The organism is Vulcanococcus limneticus LL (assembly GCF_002252705.1).
GTDB classification, from domain to species: Bacteria; Cyanobacteriota; Cyanobacteriia; order PCC-6307; family Cyanobiaceae; genus Vulcanococcus; species Vulcanococcus limneticus.
Genome location: NZ_NQLA01000006.1, coordinates 1 through 18,251, shown reverse-complemented (window position 1 = coordinate 18,251; position 18,251 = coordinate 1). Strand labels below are relative to the sequence as shown.

The 18,251-nt window shown below is 70.2% G+C and carries 16 protein-coding genes and 1 pseudogene; 6 read left to right on the top strand and 11 right to left on the bottom strand.

Annotated features, from left to right (window positions below; genetic code table 11):
- Positions 1-17: 17 nt before the first annotated feature.
- Positions 18-2,651 carry a bifunctional aconitate hydratase 2/2-methylisocitrate dehydratase gene (gene acnB / locus CJZ98_RS04870; RefSeq protein WP_094588935.1) on the bottom strand — a complete coding sequence of 878 codons (2,634 nt, stop codon included), beginning with the start codon at positions 2,649-2,651 and terminating at the stop codon, positions 18-20.
- Positions 2,652-2,901: 250 nt separating this feature from the next.
- On the opposite strand from acnB, the gene CJZ98_RS04865 reads away from it, so the two are divergent.
- A complete protein-coding gene (locus CJZ98_RS04865) occupies positions 2,902-3,975 on the top strand; it encodes a 3-deoxy-7-phosphoheptulonate synthase (RefSeq protein WP_094588933.1) in 1,074 nt (357 codons plus the stop codon).
- A 139-nt stretch (positions 3,976-4,114) separates the two neighbouring features.
- On the top strand, positions 4,115-4,516 hold the full coding sequence (locus CJZ98_RS04860; protein WP_094588931.1) for a hypothetical protein: 402 nt from the start codon (positions 4,115-4,117) through the stop codon (positions 4,514-4,516).
- A 52-nt stretch (positions 4,517-4,568) separates the two neighbouring features.
- Here the strand turns inward: CJZ98_RS04860 and CJZ98_RS04855 are convergent, their stop codons facing one another.
- From CJZ98_RS04855 to CJZ98_RS04840, 4 genes are all read right to left on the bottom strand, one after another.
- On the bottom strand, positions 4,569-5,279 hold the full coding sequence (locus tag CJZ98_RS04855) for a diacylglycerol/polyprenol kinase family protein (protein WP_094588929.1): 711 nt from the start codon (positions 5,277-5,279) through the stop codon (positions 4,569-4,571).
- 87 nt (positions 5,280-5,366) lie between these two features.
- Positions 5,367-6,479: an RpoD/SigA family RNA polymerase sigma factor gene (locus CJZ98_RS04850; protein ID WP_232756212.1), complete on the bottom strand. Its 1,113-nt coding sequence runs from the start codon at positions 6,477-6,479 to the stop codon at positions 5,367-5,369.
- Between the two features lie 175 nt (positions 6,480-6,654).
- Positions 6,655-8,793, bottom strand: coding sequence for a polyphosphate kinase 1 (gene ppk1 / locus CJZ98_RS04845; RefSeq protein ID WP_094588927.1), 2,139 nt, complete (start codon positions 8,791-8,793; stop codon positions 6,655-6,657).
- A gap of 88 nt (positions 8,794-8,881) precedes the next feature.
- Positions 8,882-10,126 carry an MFS transporter gene (locus CJZ98_RS04840; RefSeq protein ID WP_094588925.1) on the bottom strand — a complete coding sequence of 415 codons (1,245 nt, stop codon included), beginning with the start codon at positions 10,124-10,126 and terminating at the stop codon, positions 8,882-8,884.
- 81 nt (positions 10,127-10,207) lie between these two features.
- Here CJZ98_RS04840 and CJZ98_RS04835 point away from each other — a divergent pair, with 81 nt between their 5' ends.
- Positions 10,208-10,552: a YbjQ family protein gene (locus tag CJZ98_RS04835; RefSeq protein ID WP_094589055.1), complete on the top strand. Its 345-nt coding sequence runs from the start codon at positions 10,208-10,210 to the stop codon at positions 10,550-10,552.
- A 7-nt stretch (positions 10,553-10,559) separates the two neighbouring features.
- Here CJZ98_RS04835 and CJZ98_RS04830 read toward each other — a convergent pair whose 3' ends face one another.
- Positions 10,560-11,582, bottom strand: a complete 1,023-nt coding sequence (locus CJZ98_RS04830) for a methyltransferase (RefSeq protein WP_094588923.1) — start codon at positions 11,580-11,582, stop codon at positions 10,560-10,562.
- A gap of 177 nt (positions 11,583-11,759) precedes the next feature.
- Entirely contained in the window at positions 11,760-12,221 is a 462-nt protein-coding gene (locus CJZ98_RS18175) for a GNAT family N-acetyltransferase (RefSeq protein WP_157910875.1), read from the bottom strand.
- Between the two features lie 90 nt (positions 12,222-12,311).
- Between CJZ98_RS18175 and moaC the strand changes: the two genes are divergently transcribed.
- Together moaC and CJZ98_RS04815 are read left to right on the top strand one after the other, a co-directional pair.
- A complete protein-coding gene (gene moaC / locus CJZ98_RS04820; protein WP_094588919.1) occupies positions 12,312-12,836 on the top strand; it encodes a cyclic pyranopterin monophosphate synthase MoaC in 525 nt (174 codons plus the stop codon).
- A 7-nt stretch (positions 12,837-12,843) separates the two neighbouring features.
- The gene (locus CJZ98_RS04815; protein WP_094588917.1) at positions 12,844-14,151 is read left to right on the top strand and encodes a molybdopterin molybdotransferase MoeA; all 1,308 of its coding nucleotides are present in this window, start codon (positions 12,844-12,846) and stop codon (positions 14,149-14,151) included.
- Positions 14,152-14,185: 34 nt separating this feature from the next.
- On the opposite strand, the gene CJZ98_RS04810 is transcribed toward CJZ98_RS04815, so the two are convergent.
- The 3 genes from CJZ98_RS04810 to CJZ98_RS04800 are packed head-to-tail and all read right to left on the bottom strand — an operon-like array spanning position 14,186 to position 15,922.
- A complete protein-coding gene (locus CJZ98_RS04810; RefSeq protein WP_232756210.1) occupies positions 14,186-14,686 on the bottom strand; it encodes a molybdopterin synthase catalytic subunit in 501 nt (166 codons plus the stop codon).
- Positions 14,679-14,936 carry a molybdopterin converting factor subunit 1 gene (gene moaD / locus CJZ98_RS04805; RefSeq protein ID WP_094588915.1) on the bottom strand — a complete coding sequence of 86 codons (258 nt, stop codon included), beginning with the start codon at positions 14,934-14,936 and terminating at the stop codon, positions 14,679-14,681. The genes CJZ98_RS04810 and moaD overlap by 8 nt, the downstream gene beginning before the upstream one ends.
- Complete coding sequence (locus tag CJZ98_RS04800; protein WP_094588914.1) at positions 14,933-15,922, bottom strand: class I SAM-dependent methyltransferase; 990 nt, start codon at positions 15,920-15,922, stop codon at positions 14,933-14,935. Before CJZ98_RS04800 ends, moaD begins: the two co-directional genes overlap by 4 nt.
- An 84-nt stretch (positions 15,923-16,006) precedes the next feature.
- On the opposite strand from CJZ98_RS04800, the gene CJZ98_RS04795 reads away from it, so the two are divergent.
- On the top strand, positions 16,007-17,941 hold the full coding sequence (locus CJZ98_RS04795) for a DUF3376 domain-containing protein (RefSeq protein ID WP_094588912.1): 1,935 nt from the start codon (positions 16,007-16,009) through the stop codon (positions 17,939-17,941).
- Here CJZ98_RS04795 and CJZ98_RS04790 read toward each other — a convergent pair.
- A pseudogene (locus CJZ98_RS04790) lies at positions 17,917-18,251 on the bottom strand (dihydrofolate reductase family protein); the annotation flags it as partial. The gene CJZ98_RS04795 and the pseudogene CJZ98_RS04790 sit on opposite strands and share 25 nt — an antisense overlap.

Below are 18,251 nucleotides of genomic sequence, written 5' to 3'. Positions count from 1 at the left end.
GGTCGTCCTGGGCCGCCTCACACCCCCGCCAGCACCTGGGCCTCCTCGTCGGCGCTCACCACCCGGCCGCTGTCCTCGAAGCCATCGATCTGGTCGAAGTTGAGGTAGCGATAGAGCTCGGCGCCACGGGGATCGATCTTGGCGGCGGCGATGGCCAGGTACTGGTCCTTCGTGGGGATGCGGCCCAGCTGGGCACACACCGCCGCCAGTTCGGCGCTGCCCAGGTACACTTGGGCGCCGTTGCCGAGGCGGTTGTTGAAGTTGCGGGTGCTCGTGGAGAACACGGTGGTGTCGTCATCCACGCGGGCCTGGTTGCCCATGCACAGCGAACAGCCGGGCATCTCCATGCGGGAGCCGGCCTTCTCGAAGATGGCGTAGTAGCCCTCCTGCTTGAGCATCTCCTCGTCCATGCGGGTGGGCGGGCACACCCACAGGCGGGCACTGTTCTCGCCCTGACCCTCCAGAACCGTGGCGGCGGCGCGGTAATGGCCGATGTTGGTCATGCAGGAGCCGATGAACACCTCATCGATGCGCGCGCCCGCCACCTCCGAGAGCGTCTTCACGTTGTCGGGGTCGTTGGGGCAGGCCAGGATCGGCTCAGTGATCGCATCGAGGTCGATCTCGATCACGGCGGCGTACTCGGCGTCGGCGTCGGCCTCCAGCAGCTGCGGATTGGCCAGCCAGGCCTCCATCGCCTTGATGCGGCGGGCCAGGGTACGGGCGTCGCCGTAGCCGCGGGCGATCATGTTCTTGAGCAGCGCCACGTTGCTGCGCAGGTATTCGCTCACCGTCTCCACGCTGAGCTTGATCGTGCTGCCGGCACAGGAGCGCTCGGCGGTGGCGTCGGTGAGTTCAAACGCCTGTTCCAGCTTGAGATCGGGCAGCCCTTCGATCTCCATGATCCGGCCGTTGAACACGTTCTGCTTGCCCTCCTTGGCCACGGTGAGCAGTCCCTGCTGGATCGCCACGTAGGGGATCGCGTTCACCACATCCCGCAGGGTTACGCCCGGCTGCAGGGAGCCGGAGAACTTCACCAGCACCGATTCGGGCATGTCGAGCGGCATGGCGCCGATGGCGGCGGCGAAGGCCACCAGGCCCGAGCCGGCCGGGAAGGAAATGCCCAGGGGGAAGCGGGTGTGGCTGTCGCCGCCGGTGCCCACGGTGTCGGGCAGGAGCATGCGGTTGAGCCAGCTGTGGATGATGCCGTCGCCGGGGCGCAGGGCCACACCGCCGCGGGACGCCATGAAGTCAGGCAATTCGGCGTGGGTTTTCAGGTCCACCGGCTTGGGATACGCGGCGGTGTGGCAGAAGCTCTGCATCACCAGATCGGCGCTGAAGCCCAGGCAGGCCAGCTCCTTCATCTCATCGCGGGTCATGGGCCCGGTGGTGTCCTGGGAGCCCACGGTGGTCATCAGTGGCTCGCAGCTGGTTCCCGGGCGCACGCCCGGCAGGCCGCAGGCCTTGCCCACCATCTTCTGGGCCAGGGTGAAGCCTTTGCCAGTGTCGGCGGGGGCCACGGGGCGGATGAACAGGTCGCTGGCGGGCAGGCCCAGCTGGGCGCGCACCTTGTCTGTGAGCGAGCGGCCGATCAGAAGCGGGATGCGGCCGCCGGCTCGCACCTCATCGGTGATGGTGCTGGGCTTGAGCTCGAAGCGGGCCACGATCTCGCCGGCATTCGGCTCGCCGGCGGCGCGCTCGATCGTGCCGGCGTAGGGGCGAATCGTGATTACATCGCCGCTGTTGAGGACGCTCACGTCGCACTCGATCGGCAGGGCGCCGGAATCTTCAGCCGTGTTGAAGAAGATCGGGGCGATCTTGCCGCCGAGCACCACGCCGCCGCTGCGCTTGTTGGGCACGTGGGGAATGTCGGTGCCGGTGTGCCAGAGCACCGAGTTGATGGCGGATTTGCGCGAGCTGCCCGTGCCCACCACATCGCCCACGTAGGCCACGGGGTGGCCTTTCTGCTTGAGCTGGGCGATCAACTCCAGGCCACCCGGCATCCGCGTTTCCAGCATCGCCGTGGCGTGCAGGGGGATGTCCGGCCGGGTGGTGGCGTGGGTGGCGGGGGAGAGGTCGTCGGTGTTGGTTTCGCCCTCCACCTTGAACACCGTCACGGTGATCTCGGCGGGCAGTTCGGGCTTGGCGGTGAACCACTCGGCTGCGGACCAGCTGTCGATCACCCGCTGGGCGTAGGCATTGCTGCGGGCCAGCTCCAGCACGTCGTGGTAAGCGTCATAGACGAGCAGGGTTTTGCTCAGCCCGGCGGCGGCGGCCTCGGCGATGGCCGGATCGGCGCTCTCCAGCAGCACGATCAGGGCGCCAACGTTGTAGCCACCGATCATCGTGGCCAGCAGACGCACCGCTTCCACCGGGCTCACCAGCGGGCTGGTGGTCTTGCCCTGGGCCACCGCGCTCAGCCAGTCGGCCTTCACATAGGCGGCTTCATCCACGCCAGGGGGGATGCGCTCGCTGAGCAGGTGCAACAGGAAGGACTCCTCACCGGCCGGGGGGGCCTGCAGCAGTTCTGTGAGGGACTGGGTCTGCCCAGCGTCCAGGGGCAGGGCCGGCACCCCCAGGGCCTCACGCTCGGCCGCGGCGGCCCGATAGCTGGAGAGGAAGGTAGCGGCGCTGGAGATCGGCGCGGTGGACATCGGCGCGAGCTTCCGGGGCGCTGCCCCGGGCGGCGGAGTTACCATCCATTGTTCTGTGCCGCCGGACCGACCTGGGTGGCAACGGCTGCAGAACCGACCCCAGCGGTCACTGACAGGGCTCCTGCGGCCACTGATCCGGGCTACCACACTCCCAGCCGGCGGCCGGGGTGCGGCGCTTCTGACGCCGAGGGTCCTTCTTTCGGCAGAGCTTCTAGGCTGACGGGTCAATCCGTCGACCCGGATCGCGGCCATGCTCCCCACCTCCGATCTCCACGTGGTGGAAACACGGCCGCTCGTGCCGCCGGCTCTGCTCCACCGCGAGCTGCCACTCAGCGACAGCTCCTCACGCACCGTGCGCGACGCCCGCGAGCGGATCAAGGCGATCCTCCGCGGCGACGACCAGCGCCTCCTGGTGATCGTCGGGCCCTGCTCCGTCCACGACGTCGACGCCGCCAAGGAGTACGCCGACGCCATCGCCCTTGAGCACGAGCGCCACCGCGGCCAGCTGGAGGTCGTGATGCGCGTCTACTTCGAGAAGCCGCGCACCACCGTGGGCTGGAAGGGTCTGATCAACGACCCCCACCTCGACGGCAGCTACGACATCAACACCGGCCTGCGCCTGGCCCGCGGCCTGCTCCTGCACCTCGCCGAGATGGGCCTGCCAGCCGCCACCGAGCTGCTCGATCCGGTCGTGCCCCAGTACATCGCCGATCTGATCAGCTGGACCGCCATCGGCGCACGCACCACCGAGAGCCAGACCCACCGCGAGATGGCCTCGGGCCTGTCGATGCCGATCGGCTTCAAGAACGGCACCGACGGCAGCGCCTCCACCGCCCTCCACGCCATGGAGGCGGCGGCCCGGCCCCACCATTTCCTGGGCATCAACCGCGACGGCCACGCCGCCATCGTCACCACCACCGGCAATCCGGATGGCCACCTGGTGCTGCGAGGCGGCAAGCGCGGCACCAACTTCCACCCCGAGGCCGTGCAGGAGGCCGCCGCCGCCGCTGCCAAGGCGGGCCTCCCCGCCCGGGTGATGGTGGACTGCAGCCACGGCAACTCCAACAAGGACTACCGGCGACAGGGCGAGGTGGCCAGCCAGGTGGCCGCCCAGCTCCGCGCCGGCTCCCGCCATCTGATGGGCGTGATGATCGAGAGCCACCTGGTGGCCGGCAGCCAGAAAATCTGCTCCGACCGCTCCCAGCTCACCTACGGCCAGAGCGTCACCGATGCCTGCATCGATCTGGACACCACACGCCAGCTCCTGGCCGAACTCGCGGCGGCGGTGGCCGAAGCCCAGAAGCGCGAGCTGGTGGTGAGCTGAGCGCACGGCTTGACTCACTCTGGCACTCGCCAAGTTTGAGTGCCAGAGTGTTACTCATGTCACAAACTGTCCACGCCTAACAGTTGGCTCGATTGCCATTCCTAGGGTGAATCACCCAAGGCAATCGGGAGGTCATGCCATGACCTATCTCCTGCAGTTCTGCGGCTTCAGCGATCCGCTGCAGCTCTTCTACCTTGAGCAGAGTGCCCTCGGCACCGCTGCCTCCCCCACGCCGAGCCCCGAGGGGCCCATCCCCTCGGGGGGCCTCACCCCGGGGGCAGCCGCCGGTCCGGCCTTCGGCGGCTTCCGACCGTTCCAACTCGACGACCTGCTGGCCTGGGCCCTCAATACCGCCCGCCAGCGCCAGTGGGATCCGGGCCTGGTGCAGTGCACCGTGCTCGACTGCTGGCTGGAGCGGGCCGAGGCGATCCGCCAGTGGCAGCGGCGGCTGCGGGAGGAGCCGGCCGATCGGCTGCTGGTGGCCGGGATCGGCAGTCAGCACGACTGGCAGCAGCGCTGCGAGGCGATGCTGCGGGCCTGAGGGGAGGGGGCCCCAAGCCGAGCGCCGGGGGGCCTGGGCCGGCCACTGACGCTCAGGCTCCCCGTGCCAACAGGTCCCAGAGCAGACCCACCCCCAGCGGCACGGTGAGGTTGTCAAGGCCCAGCAGCGCCACCTGCTCCAGGGCCACACCCACCGCCACGATCAGCACCAGGGCCGCCGGGCTGGGCACGGGGATGGGCATGGCGCTGGCCGATCCGCCCACCGCCACCAGCAGGCCCCACAGGGCCAGCAGCGCCAGCAGGCTCACCGCTGCCATGGCACCGGTGCCCAGCAGCGACTTGCGGTGCCCCCACAGCGTCCAGCTGGGGGAAGGCCACAGCGGACCGATCAGTCCCGCCGTGCCATCGCCCAGGGCGAGCACCAACACCCCGGCCGTCACCGCCGCCGGCTGGGCAGGCCAGAACAGGGCCAGCAGGGCCGTGATCGCCGCCCCATAGGCGATCGTGCCGTAGCTGTGGCGACCCACGTCCTCGATGGCGGGCAGCACCCGCAGCCGGTGGTTGAGGGCCGCAAGCAGGGTGATCGTCGCCGCGGCCGGCAGGGCGATGCTGCGATCGATGCCGGTGGCCCAGGCGATCGGCACCACGGCGCCAGTGCCGATGTGCACCAGCTTGCGACTCCACTCGCGCTGCTCCGGCCAGCGGCGTCGCACCACCAGGGCCGCCGCGGCCAGGGCCGCCAGCCAGAGCCCCACCAAGGCGATGCCGAGCAGCTGGGACTGCAGCAGGGCGGGGCTGGGCATGGAACCGAACCGAAGCCGCCTATCCAATCAGCAACCGGGCCCTCCGGGCCCCAGGGAACGCTGCCAGGCGACCGGACGGCCGCTGCGTCAGGCGGCCTGCTGGTAGTTGGTCATCAGTCGCAGCTTGAGGATGGCCTTGGCCTCCAGTTGCCGCACGCGCTCGCGTGACACGTTGATCTGGCGGCCAATCTCGGCCAGGGTCAGCGGTTCGCTGCCCTCCAGGCCGAAGCGCAGCTTGATGATCTTCTGTTCGCGCTCGTTGAGCTGGGCCAGCCAGGCACCGAGGTGCTCCTTCTGCAGGCTGCGGTCCATCGAGTCCATGGAGCTGTGGCTGGCCGGATCGGCGATCAGCTCACCCAGGGTGCTGCGGTCCTCCTCGCCGCGGGCGTGGGCATCCAGGGAGGCGCATGGGGCGCTCTGGGCGATCAGATCCTCCAGCTCCGTCGTCTCCATGCCCATGGCATGGGCCAGCTCCAGGCGGTTGGGCTGGCGGCCGAAGCGATGGGAGAGTTCGCGGGTGACGCGCCGCATCTTCGAGAGCTTCTCGCTCACGTGGATCGGGAGGCGAATCGTGCGGGCGCTGTTGTCGATGGCCCGGGTCATGCCCTGGCGGATCCACCAGTAGGCATAGGTGGAGAACTTGTAGCCCATGGCAGGGTCGAACTTGTCGACGGCGCGCTCCAGGCCGATGGCCCCTTCCTGCACCAGATCAAGCAGTTCCAGGCCCTGGTTCTGATACTTCTTGGCGACACTCACCACCAGCCTCAGGTTGGCGGCCATCATGCGGTCGCGGGCACGGGTGCCCATGCGGATCTGGTGGCGCTGGCGAGGGGTCAGTTCGTCAACCGGCAGGGCCTGCAGACGCTTCATCGTCTGCACATGGTGGGCCAGTTCGATCTCCTCGGCGGGCGTGAGCAGCGGCACCCTGCCGATGTTGCTGAGATACCAGCCGATCGAATCGGCTCCGAGGCGTCCACCCTGGCGGGCGCCGCCGGTCTTGGCGACCGGCGCCTTGGCCGCTGCCTTCTTGGGGATGGCGGGCTTGCTAAGCGACGACTTGGCGATCAGCTGAATACCGGAGGCAGTGGTGTCTTGAAGGCCGCCGGCAGGGGCGCCATCACCCTGATCGCCAGCCCTGGAGCCCGACGATCGTGGATCACGGCTGGATCCCCCTGGGTTGGAATGCTGAGGCGTCCCCATGACCCCCGGCCTCCTGTTTTGATGTGGCCGGAATGTAGCACCGTTGGCAAGTGGCTAGCGGTGTAAATCGGAAGACATCTGGTAGGAATTGCTCCGAATGTTCTTCTCACTTCCCCTGCAGCGCAAGGACTTCGGCTCATGAGCCCTGGCAATCACCGTGTTGGCTCGCGGTATCTCAGGCGACACTTTGTAGACCGTGGCGCCAGCCATTGATCAGCTCTCGCTGCACGGCACGCTCCTCATCGCCCTCGGGAAAACGCTGCAGGAAGCGGCCATCGCTCTGCATGTCCCAGGCGCTGCTGTTGTCGTTCAGATAGCTGTCGATCAGGGTCTCCAGGCGCTGGCGCAGCAGCGGGTCCTCGATCGGCGTCACCGCCTCTACCCGTCGATCAAGGTTGCGCGGCATCCAGTCGGCGCTGCCGATGTACATCTCTTCATCACCGCCGTTGGCAAACCAGAATAGGCGCGAGTGTTCCAGAAAACGCCCGATCACGCTGCTGACGCGGATGTTGTCGCTGATGCCCGCCAGCCCTGGCCGCAGGCTGCACATGCCCCGCACCACCAGGTCGACCTCCACCCCGGCCTGGGAGGCCTCATAGAGCAGGGCAATGATGCGGGGATCCACCAGCGCATTCATCTTCGCCTTGATGTGGGCCGGCCTGCCCAGAAGGGCGTGTTCGGTCTCGCGCAGGATCAGCGCCTCCATGCCCTTGCGCAGGGTCACCGGGGCCACCAGCAGGCGCCGGAAATTCTGCTGCTTGGAGAAGCCGGTGAGGTAATTGAAGAGCTCCGCCATGTCCTGGCCCAGCTCTGGTCGGGCGGTGAGCAGGCCCAGGTCGGTGTAGAGGCTGGCGGTCTTGGAGTTGTAGTTGCCGGTGGCGATGTGGCAGTAGCTGCGCAGCCGCTCCTTCTCCTTGCGCACCACCAGCGTGATCTTGGTGTGGGTCTTGAGCCCCAGCACCCCATAGACCACGTGCACCCCGGAGCGCTCCAGTTGGCGCGCCCACTGGATGTTGTTGTCCTCATCGAAGCGGGCCTTGAGCTCCACCAGGGCCATCACCTGCTTGCCATTCTCGGCGGCGCGGATCAGCGCTGCGATGATCGGCGAGTCCTTGGAGGTGCGGTAGAGGGTCATCTTGATGGCCAGCACCGAAGGGTCGTCGGCGGCCTGGTTGATGAACTCCTCCACTGAGGTGGAGAACAGGTCGAAGGGGTGGTGCAGCAGCACGTCGCCGCGGCGCAGCACCGAGAAGATGCTCTCGAACTCCTCCGGCTTGATCGAGCCGTCCTCCAGCCGGGTCTTCTGGGTGCGCGCCAGGGCCTGGGCGGTGCGGCCCAGGTGGGGCTTGTCCTTGAGCTGGGGCAAGGGGATCGCCAGCAGGCTCATCAGGTCGTCGAGCCCCAGGGGGCCGTTGATCCGGTAGAGGTCGTCCGGCTCAACGGCCGTGCCCTCCATCAGCAGGTCCACCACCTCGTCGGGCATCTCATCGGCCACCTCGAGGCGCACCACCTCGCCACCGCGGCGGCGCTTGCGCAGACCCTCCTGCAGGGCCTCCATCAGGTCGTCGGCCTCCAGGTCGCGCAGTTCCAGGTCAGCGTCGCGGGTGACGCGGAAGAAGTAGTGCCCCTCGATCGTCATGCCGGGGAACAGCAGCTCAAGGTTGAAGGCCACCACCTGCTCCAGCGGCACCGCCGTGTAGATCGGCGTGGGCTCGTGCTCGCTCAGCTCGGTGGGGATCTGCACGAAGCGTGGCAGGTTCTTCTGGGGCACCTTCACCCGGGCGAACTGCTGTTGGCCAGTGTCCGGATCGCGGATCAAGGCGGCCACGTTGAGGCTGAGGTTGCTGATGAAGGGGAAGGGGTGGGCCGGATCCACCGCCAGGGGCGTCAGCACCGGAAAGATGGCGCTCTGGAAATAGGCATTCACCCACTCCTTCTGGCGGCGGCTGAGCCGGGTGTAATCGAGCAGCTGGACGCCGTGCTCAGCCAGCTGGTGCTTGAGGTAATGGCGATAGTGGGCCTGTTGCTGCTCCAGCAGCGGCAGCAGGCCCTCGCGGATCCGAACCAGCTGCTGGCTGGGGGTGGCGCCGTCGTCGCTGAGGGTCTGCAGGCCCGCCTCGATCTGCGACTTCAGGGAGGCCACCCTCACCATGAAGAACTCATCGAGGTTGTTGCTGAAGATGGCGCTGAACTTGGCCTGCTCCAGCAGCGGCGTGTGCTCGCTCAGGGCCTGGGCCAGCACTCGCTGGTTGAAGGCGATCCAGCTCAGCTCCCGGTTGATGTAGTGCTCCGGAGCGACCACTGGTTGTGCCATTGCCCGTTCCGCCCCTGCGACTTTTCCCCAGCCGAAACCATAGCCAGACCCTCCAAGCCATTCCGTGTTTCTCCCGCTTGACAGTCCCTCAGGCAGGGCTGCGCTCCGGCCCCGGCGAGCGCCCGGCCACCAGCGCCACCACCCCCAGCATCAGGGCGATGCCGAGCCAGAAGGGGCTCTGGCGGCCCACCAGGTCGTAGGCCACCCCTGCCAGGGGCGGCCCCAGGAAGCTGCCCAGGCTCTGGAGCCCCTGCAGACTGCCGAGGGCCGCGCCCTGGCCGGCGGCGTCGAGGCGGCGTGACACCAGGCTGCGCAGGCAGGGGGTGACCAGGCCCGTGCCCAGGGCCAGGATCGCCACGGCGATGAACACCAGCGGCTGGGCGTTGGCGGGGGTGGCCAGGGGCACCTGCAGGAAGCCCGCCATCACGAAGCCCAGGCCCGCCAGGCTCAGGCGCCACTCGCCGAAGCGCTGCACCAGCGGACCGATCAGGCCGCCCTGCACCACCGTGGCCACCACCCCCACCACCAGGAAGGCGGTGGCGGCAGGGGCCGGCCCCCAGCCGAAGGCCTGCTTGAAATAGAGCACCAGCACGGCGGTGAAGCCGTTGAAGGCCAGGAAGAACAGGAAGAAGGCCAGGCAGAGGCGGCGCACCTGGGGGTTGGTGAACACGCGCCTGAGCTGGGTGAAGGGGTTGAGCTCCCGCTTGCGGGGCAGGGGCAGCCGCGCCTCGATCGGGTGGGTCTCCGGCAGCAGCCCCAGCACCAGCAGCAGGTTCACCAGGGCGAAGGCGGCCGCTGCCCACACCGGCAGGGTCACGTTCACGCCGGCCAGCAGGCCGCCAAGGGCGGGGCCGAGGATGAAGCCCAGGCCGAAGGCCACGCCGATCAGCCCGAAGGCCTTGGCCCGGTTTTCGGGGGTGGAGATGTCGGCCAGTACGGCACCGGCGGTGGCGGCGGTGCCGCCGCTCACCCCATCGATCAGCCGGGCCACGAACAGCAGCGTCAGCGGCAGGGCGGTGCCGGCGGCCCAGGGGATCGCGCTCCAGTCGATCGTGATGGTGAGGGCGAACAGGCCCAGGCCCAGCACCGAGCCGGCCACGCAGCCCGCCATCACCGGCCGGCGGCCGAAGCGATCGCTGAGGGCGCCGATCAGGGGCGTGAAGGCAAACTGGGCCACGGCGTAGCTGCCCGCCAGCAGGCCGAGGGTGCGGCCGCTGCCGCTGAAGCTGGCCAGCAGGTAGGGCAGCAGCGGAAACACGATGCTCTCGCCCAGCCGGTCGTTGAGCAGGGTGATGAAGGCACAGAGGGTGGTGGAAGGCCGGGACCAGCGCACGACCGGTGGCGTCGGGTCCCTCAGAGTCCCACGGGCCGGGGACCCGCCATAGCGTTGGCACCACCCGCTGGGATGCCGCCCGTGGTTCAGCCCGTGTTCGTGACCACCACCTTCAGCATCGAGGGGTACGCCATCCGCGAGTACTACGGCATGGTGCGCGGCATCGTCGTGCGCTCCCCGACCCTGCTCCAGGGCTTCCTCGGTGGGCTCAAGACGATGATCGGCGGCCGGATCGGCGCCTACACCGAGATGTGTGAGCAGACCCGCCAGCAGGCCTACGAGCAGATGATCAGCCACGCCCGCAAACTCGGCGCCAACGCCATCGTGGGTGTTCGCTACGACGGCTCCGAGGTGGAGAGCGGCGCCTCTGCGGCCACCGAGGTGCTCTGCTATGGCACGGCGGTGCTGATCGAGAAGCTGGAGTGAGCCGCGCTCACTTGTAAGCCACCCCCGCGCTGGCCGGTCCCCCCAGGGGGATCACCTCGGTGCGGCGGAAGCCCGCCTCCCGGCACCAGCGGTCGAAGTCGGCGCCGGTGAAGTCGAAGGCGTCGCCGAATTCGATCAGCATGTTCAACGACATCATCAGGCCGAAGGCGTTGCTGCGGCGCGCATCGTCGATCAGATGCTCGACGACGATGAAGGCACCGCCCTCCGGCAGGGCCTCGTAGGCGGCGCGCACGAGCTGGAGCTTCTTCTCCAGGTTCCAGTCGTGCAGGATCAGCCCCATGGTGATCACGTCGGCCTTCGGCAGCGGATCGGCGAAGAAATCAAGCGGCACTGCGTCGATGCGGTCCGCGAGCCCCTCGGCGGCAATGCGGCGGGCGGCAATCGCCGTCGCTGGCGGCAGGTCGGCGGTGGTGCAGTGGAGGTGGGGGTGGCGGCGGGCCACCAGGGTCGAGAGCAGCCCGGAGGCACCGCCCACATCGCAGAGGCTGCGGTAGGGAGAGAAGTCGAAGCGCTCCGCCAGGGCCTGGAAGTTGCCGGCGGAGATGCCGCTCATCGCCGCCATGAATTGCTCGAGCCGCTCCGGTTCGGCGTAGAGCTCCTCGAACATCGGCGCACCGCTGGCCTTGATCTCGTTCTGGGGCGCTCCGGTGCGCAGGGCCTCGGCCAGGTCGCCCCAGAAGGGATAGAGACGGTCATTCGCCATCTCCAGGAAACCGCCGATGTAGCCCGCTTGGGCCCGATCGAGGAACAGGCCCGTCTCTTCGGTGTTGCGGTAGCGGGCCCCCTCGCCGTCTCCGTCCCGCTCCAGGAAGCCGAGAGCCACCAGGGTGTCGAAAAAGTCCGGGTTGGCGCGGGGGTGGAGGGCCAGGGCCTCCACCAGTTCAGGCCCCGTCAGGGAGCCCGTGCCGAGGCTGCTGAACAGACCGAGCTCGACGGCCGAGAGCAGCACCTTTGCCGGCCAGAAGGCCATGCCCACTTCGAGGATGCGAGCCGGGGAGGGCGACGTCATGGCAGAGCGTCGGGCCCAGCGATGCTACGGGCCCTGCTCCAGCTCCAAGGTGCCAAGCCCAAACGGGTGGCCTGCTGCTTGGTGACGCGGCATCAGGAGTGGAACGGCGAGCCAGCGCCGCCATGCAGGGGCAACCCATAGAGACGGCTGGACGGGTGCCGGTCATCGCAATGGGGCTCACCCGAGAGGCTTGGTCAGCAGCTGGCGGTCCGGGTCCCGGTAGCCACTGCGCAGGTAGAGGGCATGGGCGCGTTCGTTGCTGGCTTCGGTTTCCAGCCGCAGGGCCCGCAGTTCAAGGTCCTGGCAGGCCGCCTCCAGCTGGCGCAGCGCCTCGGCGCCCGCGCCCCGCTGGCGGCCTTCGGGCGCGATGTAGAGCTCATCGACAAAGGCAATGCGGCCATCCAGCTCGAGGCTGAAGGAGAAGGCCAGCAGCAGGTAGCCCCGGGGGATCGCGTCGATCTCGATCAGCCAGAGCCTGCCGGCGTTGCGGTCGGCCAGGAACTGCTGGAGCAGCTCCCGCTTGCGCCCCCCGTCGAAGGGGTAGGCGAAGTGGTCGTAGAAGGCCTGCACCAGGGGCAGCAGCACCGGCAGGTGGCCGGCATCGGCCTCCACCAGGCGGATCGAGGCCGTTGACAGCACCGGAGGCAGCCCTGGGGGTCCCTCCAACCGTAGGCAGCCCCCGCCCCAGGTCCGGCACCAGCAGGATGGGGGCTCCGACAACCTGCCCCGATGACCGCGGAGTCTCCAGCGGCCGCTTCTCCCCGGCTCAGCCACCTCAACGCCAGCGGCGAGGCGCACATGGTGGAGGTGGGCGACCGGCCCGCCAGCGACCGCCGCGCCCTGGCCGAGGGCTTTCTCAGCATGGATCCAGCGGTGCTGGCCCTGGTGCTGGAGGGCAGGGCCCCCAAGGGCGACGTGCTGGCCGTGGCGCGGGTGGCGGCGATCCAGGCCGCCAAGCGCACCTGGGAGCTGATCCCCCTCTGCCACCCGATTGCCCTGACGGGCCTTGAGGTGCGCATCGAGCCGGCGGCCGATGGCAGCGGCCTGCGCCTCGAGGCGGCCGCCCGCACCACCGGCCCCACCGGCGTGGAGATGGAGGCGCTCACGGCGGTGCAGGTGGGCCTGCTCACCCTCTACGACATGGTGAAGAGCGCCGATCCGGCGATGACGATCGGGCCGGTGAGGCTGCTGGAGAAGACGGGGGGACGCCACGGCCCCTGGCGCCATCCCGCCGCCGTGGGCTCCCGTGCCTGAGCGCCCCATGGCCAATCCCGCTCGATCGTCAGAGCCGTTCCCCGCCGAGGGACTGCCGCTGGAGCAGGCCCGCCAGCGGATCCTGGAGGCCATCGCCGCCCCCGGCGCCGCCGAGCGGCTGCCGCTGGCGTCGGCCCTGGGTCGGGTGAGCGCCGAGCCGGTACGGGCGCCTGCGGCGGTGCCGGGCTTCCGGGCCGCGATCCTCGATGGCTACGCCATCGCCGAGGCAAGTGTCCCGCAGCTGGGACACACCTGGCCCGTGGTGGGGCGCTCGGCGCCGGGGGCGCCCTTCCGCCGCGCCGGAGGGCCGGGGGCCGGTCCTGATCGGCTGGAGCCCGGCGAGGCGATCCGCATCCTCACCGGCGCGCCGCTTCCCGAGGGGGCCACCCGGGTGCTGGCCCAGGAGCTGGTGGTGGTCGAGGGAGGTGCGGCTGATCGGCCGGCCACTGCGTCGCCGATCCGCCTGGCCCGCGAGGCCAGCGCCAACCCCTGGATCCGCGCCGCCGAGGAGGAGGCCACCGCCGGCCAGGAGCTGTTACCCGCCGGCGTGCGCCTGGGCCCGGCGGACCTGGGCCGGCTGGCCGGCTGCGGCGTGGCGGAGCTGGCGCTGCGGCCCCGGCCCCGGATCGGCCTGCTGGTGAGTGGCGATGAGCTGGTGCCGGCCGGCCAGCCCCGCGGCCCCGGCCAGATCTGGGAGAGCAACGGCACCCTGCTGGAGGCCCTGCTGGCCCGGCTGGGCTACGCCGTGGCCGAGCGGCGGCTGGTGGGCGATGCGCCCGAAACCCTGCGGGCTGCCCTGCTGGAACTCGCCGGCGGCTGCGATGTGGTGGTCAGCACCGGCGGCGTGTCCGCCGGCGACAGCGACTGGATCCGGCCGCTGCTGGCCGAGCTCGGGGCCGTGGACTTCTGGAAGCTGTTCCTCAAGCCCGGCCGGCCCTTCGCCTTCGGCGAGCTGGGCGGCAGGCCCTTCTTCGGCCTGCCGGGCAATCCGGTGGCGGCGGCGATCACGGCGCTGCAGCTGCTCTGGCCAGCCCTGCAGGCCCTGGAGGGGGCCGAACCGCAGCTGCTGCCGCGGCTGAAGCTGCGTCTGGCGGCGGATCTCAAGCGCGGTCCTGGCCGGCCCGAGCTGGCCCGGGCCCGCCTGCAGGTGGGGCCAGGGGGGGAGTTGCTGGCGCTGGTGGAGGGCAGCCAGGCCTCCTCGCGGATCGGTTCGCTCCAGGGCGCCGACCTGCTGCTGGAGATCCCCGCCGAAGCGGGCACCCTGGCGGCCGGCAGCGAGCTCTGGGCCCAGCTGCTGCGACTGCCGCTGTTCTGAGGCCGGAGGCTTTGGCTGCGGCCTGGGCTCGACCTCACCCCAGCGGCGTGTTGCCCTCCACCCAGGTGCCCACGCCGCCGCTCCACTCGCGCTTCCAGAAGGGGGCCTCGTGCTTGAGGGCCTCCAGCAGTTCGCCGCCGCAGCGCTGGGCCGGACCGCGGCGGTCGGCGGCCACCGCCACCAGCACCAGGGCCTCGCCGGGCAGGGCACGGCCCACCCGATGGGCCACCAGCACCGCCGCTACGCCATGGCGGGCGGCACAGGCCTGGGCCAGGACCTGCAGCTGGCGCTCGGTCATGCCGGGGTAGTGCTCCAGTTCCAGGGCCTCCAGCACGCCGCCGCCGGCCGCCGTGCCCCGCACCCGGCCGATGAAGTGGGCCTCGGCGGCCGGGGAGTCCAGCCCCAGGCCGCCGCACCAGCCGCCGGGGTGCGCGCCGGAGCCGCCGCCAGGGCCTGTGCCGGCCAACAGCGCCAGCGGATCGAAGGGCTCCGCGTGCAGCCGCACCACCAACAGGGCCGGACGCGCGTCAGCCACCGCTGATCGGGGGCAGAAAGGCCAGTTCGTCGCCAGGGGCCAGGGGCTGGTGCGGATCGGCGAAGGCCTGGTTCACGGCCACCCGCACCGTGGCCGGGATGGCGCCATCCCCCAGCCCCAGCTGCCGCCAGAGCCCCTCGGGCGTGGTGCCGGCCGCCAGCTCGATCCGGCGCGCGTCCCAGCCGGCCCGCTCCCGCAGGCTCGCGAACAGGCGCACCTGAACCGTCAGACCGGTTCCCGCAACGCTCATCGCGTCCCCACCAGCACCCGGTGGCGCGGGTCGCAGGCCTCTCGCCGCACGCTGTGGAAGCCAGCCTCCGCCAGGGCGGCCGGCAGGTCGAGGCGGAAGTAGGCCTCCAGGTAGGGCTCGGTGCTCTTGAGCAGGGTGGCGATCGGGGCCGGCAGGCGGCGGATCACGGCCGAGTCGGGGTCCTGGTCCACCAGGGCGAGCACGCCGCCGGGGCGCAGCAGCCGCGCCATCTCGCGCAGGATCGCGCGGGTGGCGTCACTGGGCAGCTCATGGCACACGAACTGCAGGGTGATCAGATCGAAGCTGGCCGCCGGCAGCCCGCTGGCCTCGGCGGCGGCGTGGTGCCAGGCGCGGATGCGGCCCTCGGCGTCGCGCACCCGGGCCACCGCCAGCATCTCGGGCGAGAGGTCGAGGCCGCCTACGGCCACATCCCGGCCCTCGCGCCGATCGAGCCAGTCCTTGAGGGCCAGGGTGCCCACCCCCACCGAGCAGCCCACGTCGAGGGCGTCGTGCACGGGGCCGCTGAGGCTGGGTTCGATGGCAGCGAAGATCGCGTTGCGCAGCCGCGCCTGGGCCTCGGCCGGCGCCAGCGCCTCCGCAGGCCACACCCGCAGGGCCATCGAATCGGTGGCCTGCTCGGCCTCGCAGGCGGCGGCCCAGCAGAGGTTGCCCTGCTGGTAGGCGTGGAAGCGGGCCCGGTAGTAGGCCGGTGTGCGTGTGGCGGGGTTGGTGCTGGCGGCCAGCAGGGGTTCGGCCAGGCGCTGCAGGACCTCGCGCCGCTCCCGCCAGGCGATACCGCGCTTCTCGGCGGTGCGGATGATCAGCCGGCGGGCCTGCAGGAACAGCAGCCGGCGCAGGGGCTCGATCGCCAGCAGCCGGTCGATCGCCCAGCCCAGGGGGTTGGCGTGGTCCACCCAGTTGGGGGGGGCCGTCGCGGGGGAGCCGGCGGTCCCGCCGGCCGCCAGGGGCACCTGGGTGGGGGTCATCGGTGGGAAGGGCACGGGCAGCGAGGCTGACATCCCCAGGATGCCTGCGCAGGCTGGTGCAACGAGGCATGCCGCGCCGAGGCCATGGTGGAAGCCGACGACCCTTGCCCCCCCAGCCAGGGCAGCGACCCGCCGGCCGCCGTGCCGGTGACGCTCAACTGCTCGGGCGGCATCTCCCTGGGGGCCTACATGGCCGGCGTGTTCACCGAGCTGGTGCAGGCCGCACTGCGGCCGCGGGCGAAGGGGGCCGAGGCGCCGATCCGCATCGACACGATCACCGGCGCTTCGGCCGGGGCGATGACCGGTCTGATCGCGGCCCGCTGCCTGCTGCAGGATCCCGGGCGGTCGCTGGCGGAGCTGGCGGACGACCGCGCCAGCGATCGCCCCGGGGCCGCCGAGCCCCGCAATCGCTTTTTCCAGGCCTGGGTGCGGCGGGCGGACATCGGGGTGCTCACCAGCTACGCCAAGGAGGAGGCGCTGCTGCGGCAGGCGCACCGCACAAGCCCGCCGCCCCGGCCCCGGCGCGGCCTGCTCAGCGGCGCCTCCATTGCCGCCATCACCGACGACATGACCGGCGACTGGCTGGTGGACGATCTGCCCGGGATGCGGCAGGCGCTGGAGCGGCGCAGCCTGGCCCTGCTGATGACGGCGACGAACCTGCAGGGGGTGCTGCGGGCCAGCCCCAGCGGCGTGCGCACGGTGAACGCTGCGGAAACCCGGCGCTTCCTGTTCCATCGCACCATGGAGGGACTGGCCGCGGCGCCGGCCCAGGCCGGGGGCCTGGAGCTACTGAACCTCCGCTGGCGCAAGGCCAAGGACTCGGCGCGGGCCTCGGGGGCCTTCCCTCTGGCCTTTCCGCCCGTCTCGAACACCAGCAACCCCAGCAGCATCAACCTCAACCTCAACGCCGACAGCCTGGCCCTCTACCTGGCGGAAGCCCACGCCCAGGACGGCACCGCCGCCGGCCGCGATCCCGACCGCGTCTGCTGGCTGGAGGCCGCCAACGACATCATTGATCCCGCCGATCCCGGCCTGCGGCTGCGCTTCGACTACAGCGACGGCGGCGTGCTCGACGGGCTACCGATCCTCAGGGGCATCGGCCTGCTCAACCAGCTGACGGCCCCGCCAGCTGCGGACGCGGATCTCCAGGCCTTCGCCGCCGACTGGTTCCGCCAGCCACAGGCCGAGGATCAACGGCGCTTCGTGTATGTGCAGCCGATCCCGGTGACGGACCTGCGCAGCAGCCCCTCGCTGCTGCGGCCCTTCTTCGGGGCCCTGGCCAGTGGGCTGGCCGGGCTGCTCTACCCCAGGGCCGAACACGACCATCTACGGCTGGAGCAGATTGAGGAGATCAACAAACTGGTGGCGCGGCGTGAACGGCTGATCGAGGAGCTCGCCCTCCCGCCCGACGATCCCCAGGCCCTGCACCTGCGCCAGGTGCTGCCCTACCGGACGGTGCGGCTCGATCCGATCGATCCGCTGCTCCCGTTCCGCTCCACGGCCAGCGGCTCAAACCCCTTCCGCACGCTGCTGCTGGAGGAAACGGCCAAGGTGATGGCTCAACCCGTGGCCGCCGCGCCCACCGACGACGTAGCCGCCCTGGTGCGCTTCGAGACCCTGCTGGGCAAGCGCAGCCCGGACCAGCCGCTGCCGCAGGGGGCCCTGGCCCCGGCCGACCTGCTGGCCAGCGACTTCCTCGGCGCCTTCGGCGGCTTCTTCAACGAGCGCTACCGCCGCCATGACTACCTGATCGGGCGCCTCTCGGGCCTGGCCTGGCTCGGCCTGCCCGGCCCCCACGGCGAGCCGCCGCTGCTCAGCGACGACGAACTTCGGAGCGCAGTACAAGCACTGGTCCAACGCGCCCGCGGCGACTATCTCCCCCAGCCGCAGCGCTCAGGCCTGCGCCTGCGGGACTGGCTGCGGCTGCTACGCCTGGCCGTGGTGCGGCTGCCCTGTGTGCTGCTCAGCGACTGGCTGGCCTCCAGGCGTTGCACTCAAGCGGCGCGGGCTGCGAGGTAGGTGGCCTGCGCAACGCCGAAGTCGTAGACCCAGGGCTGGGCGAGGGTGACTGTCACATCGGTTGGGAGGTGTCCAAAGAACCTGCGGCCGGTGCCGATTAGAACGGGAATCGTTGTAATGGTCGCTCTGTCGATCAGGCCAGCCACAAGAAAACGCTGGATCACCTGGCCAGCATCCACGTAGGGCCTCCTGAGAAACACCAGATCTTCTGCGCCGCAATGGATCTGAGCAGCTTCTGCCGGTAAAATGTGCGCAAATCGGCCTGTTACGGCCAAATTGCCGACCAAAGTTTTCCACATGTACCGACGTG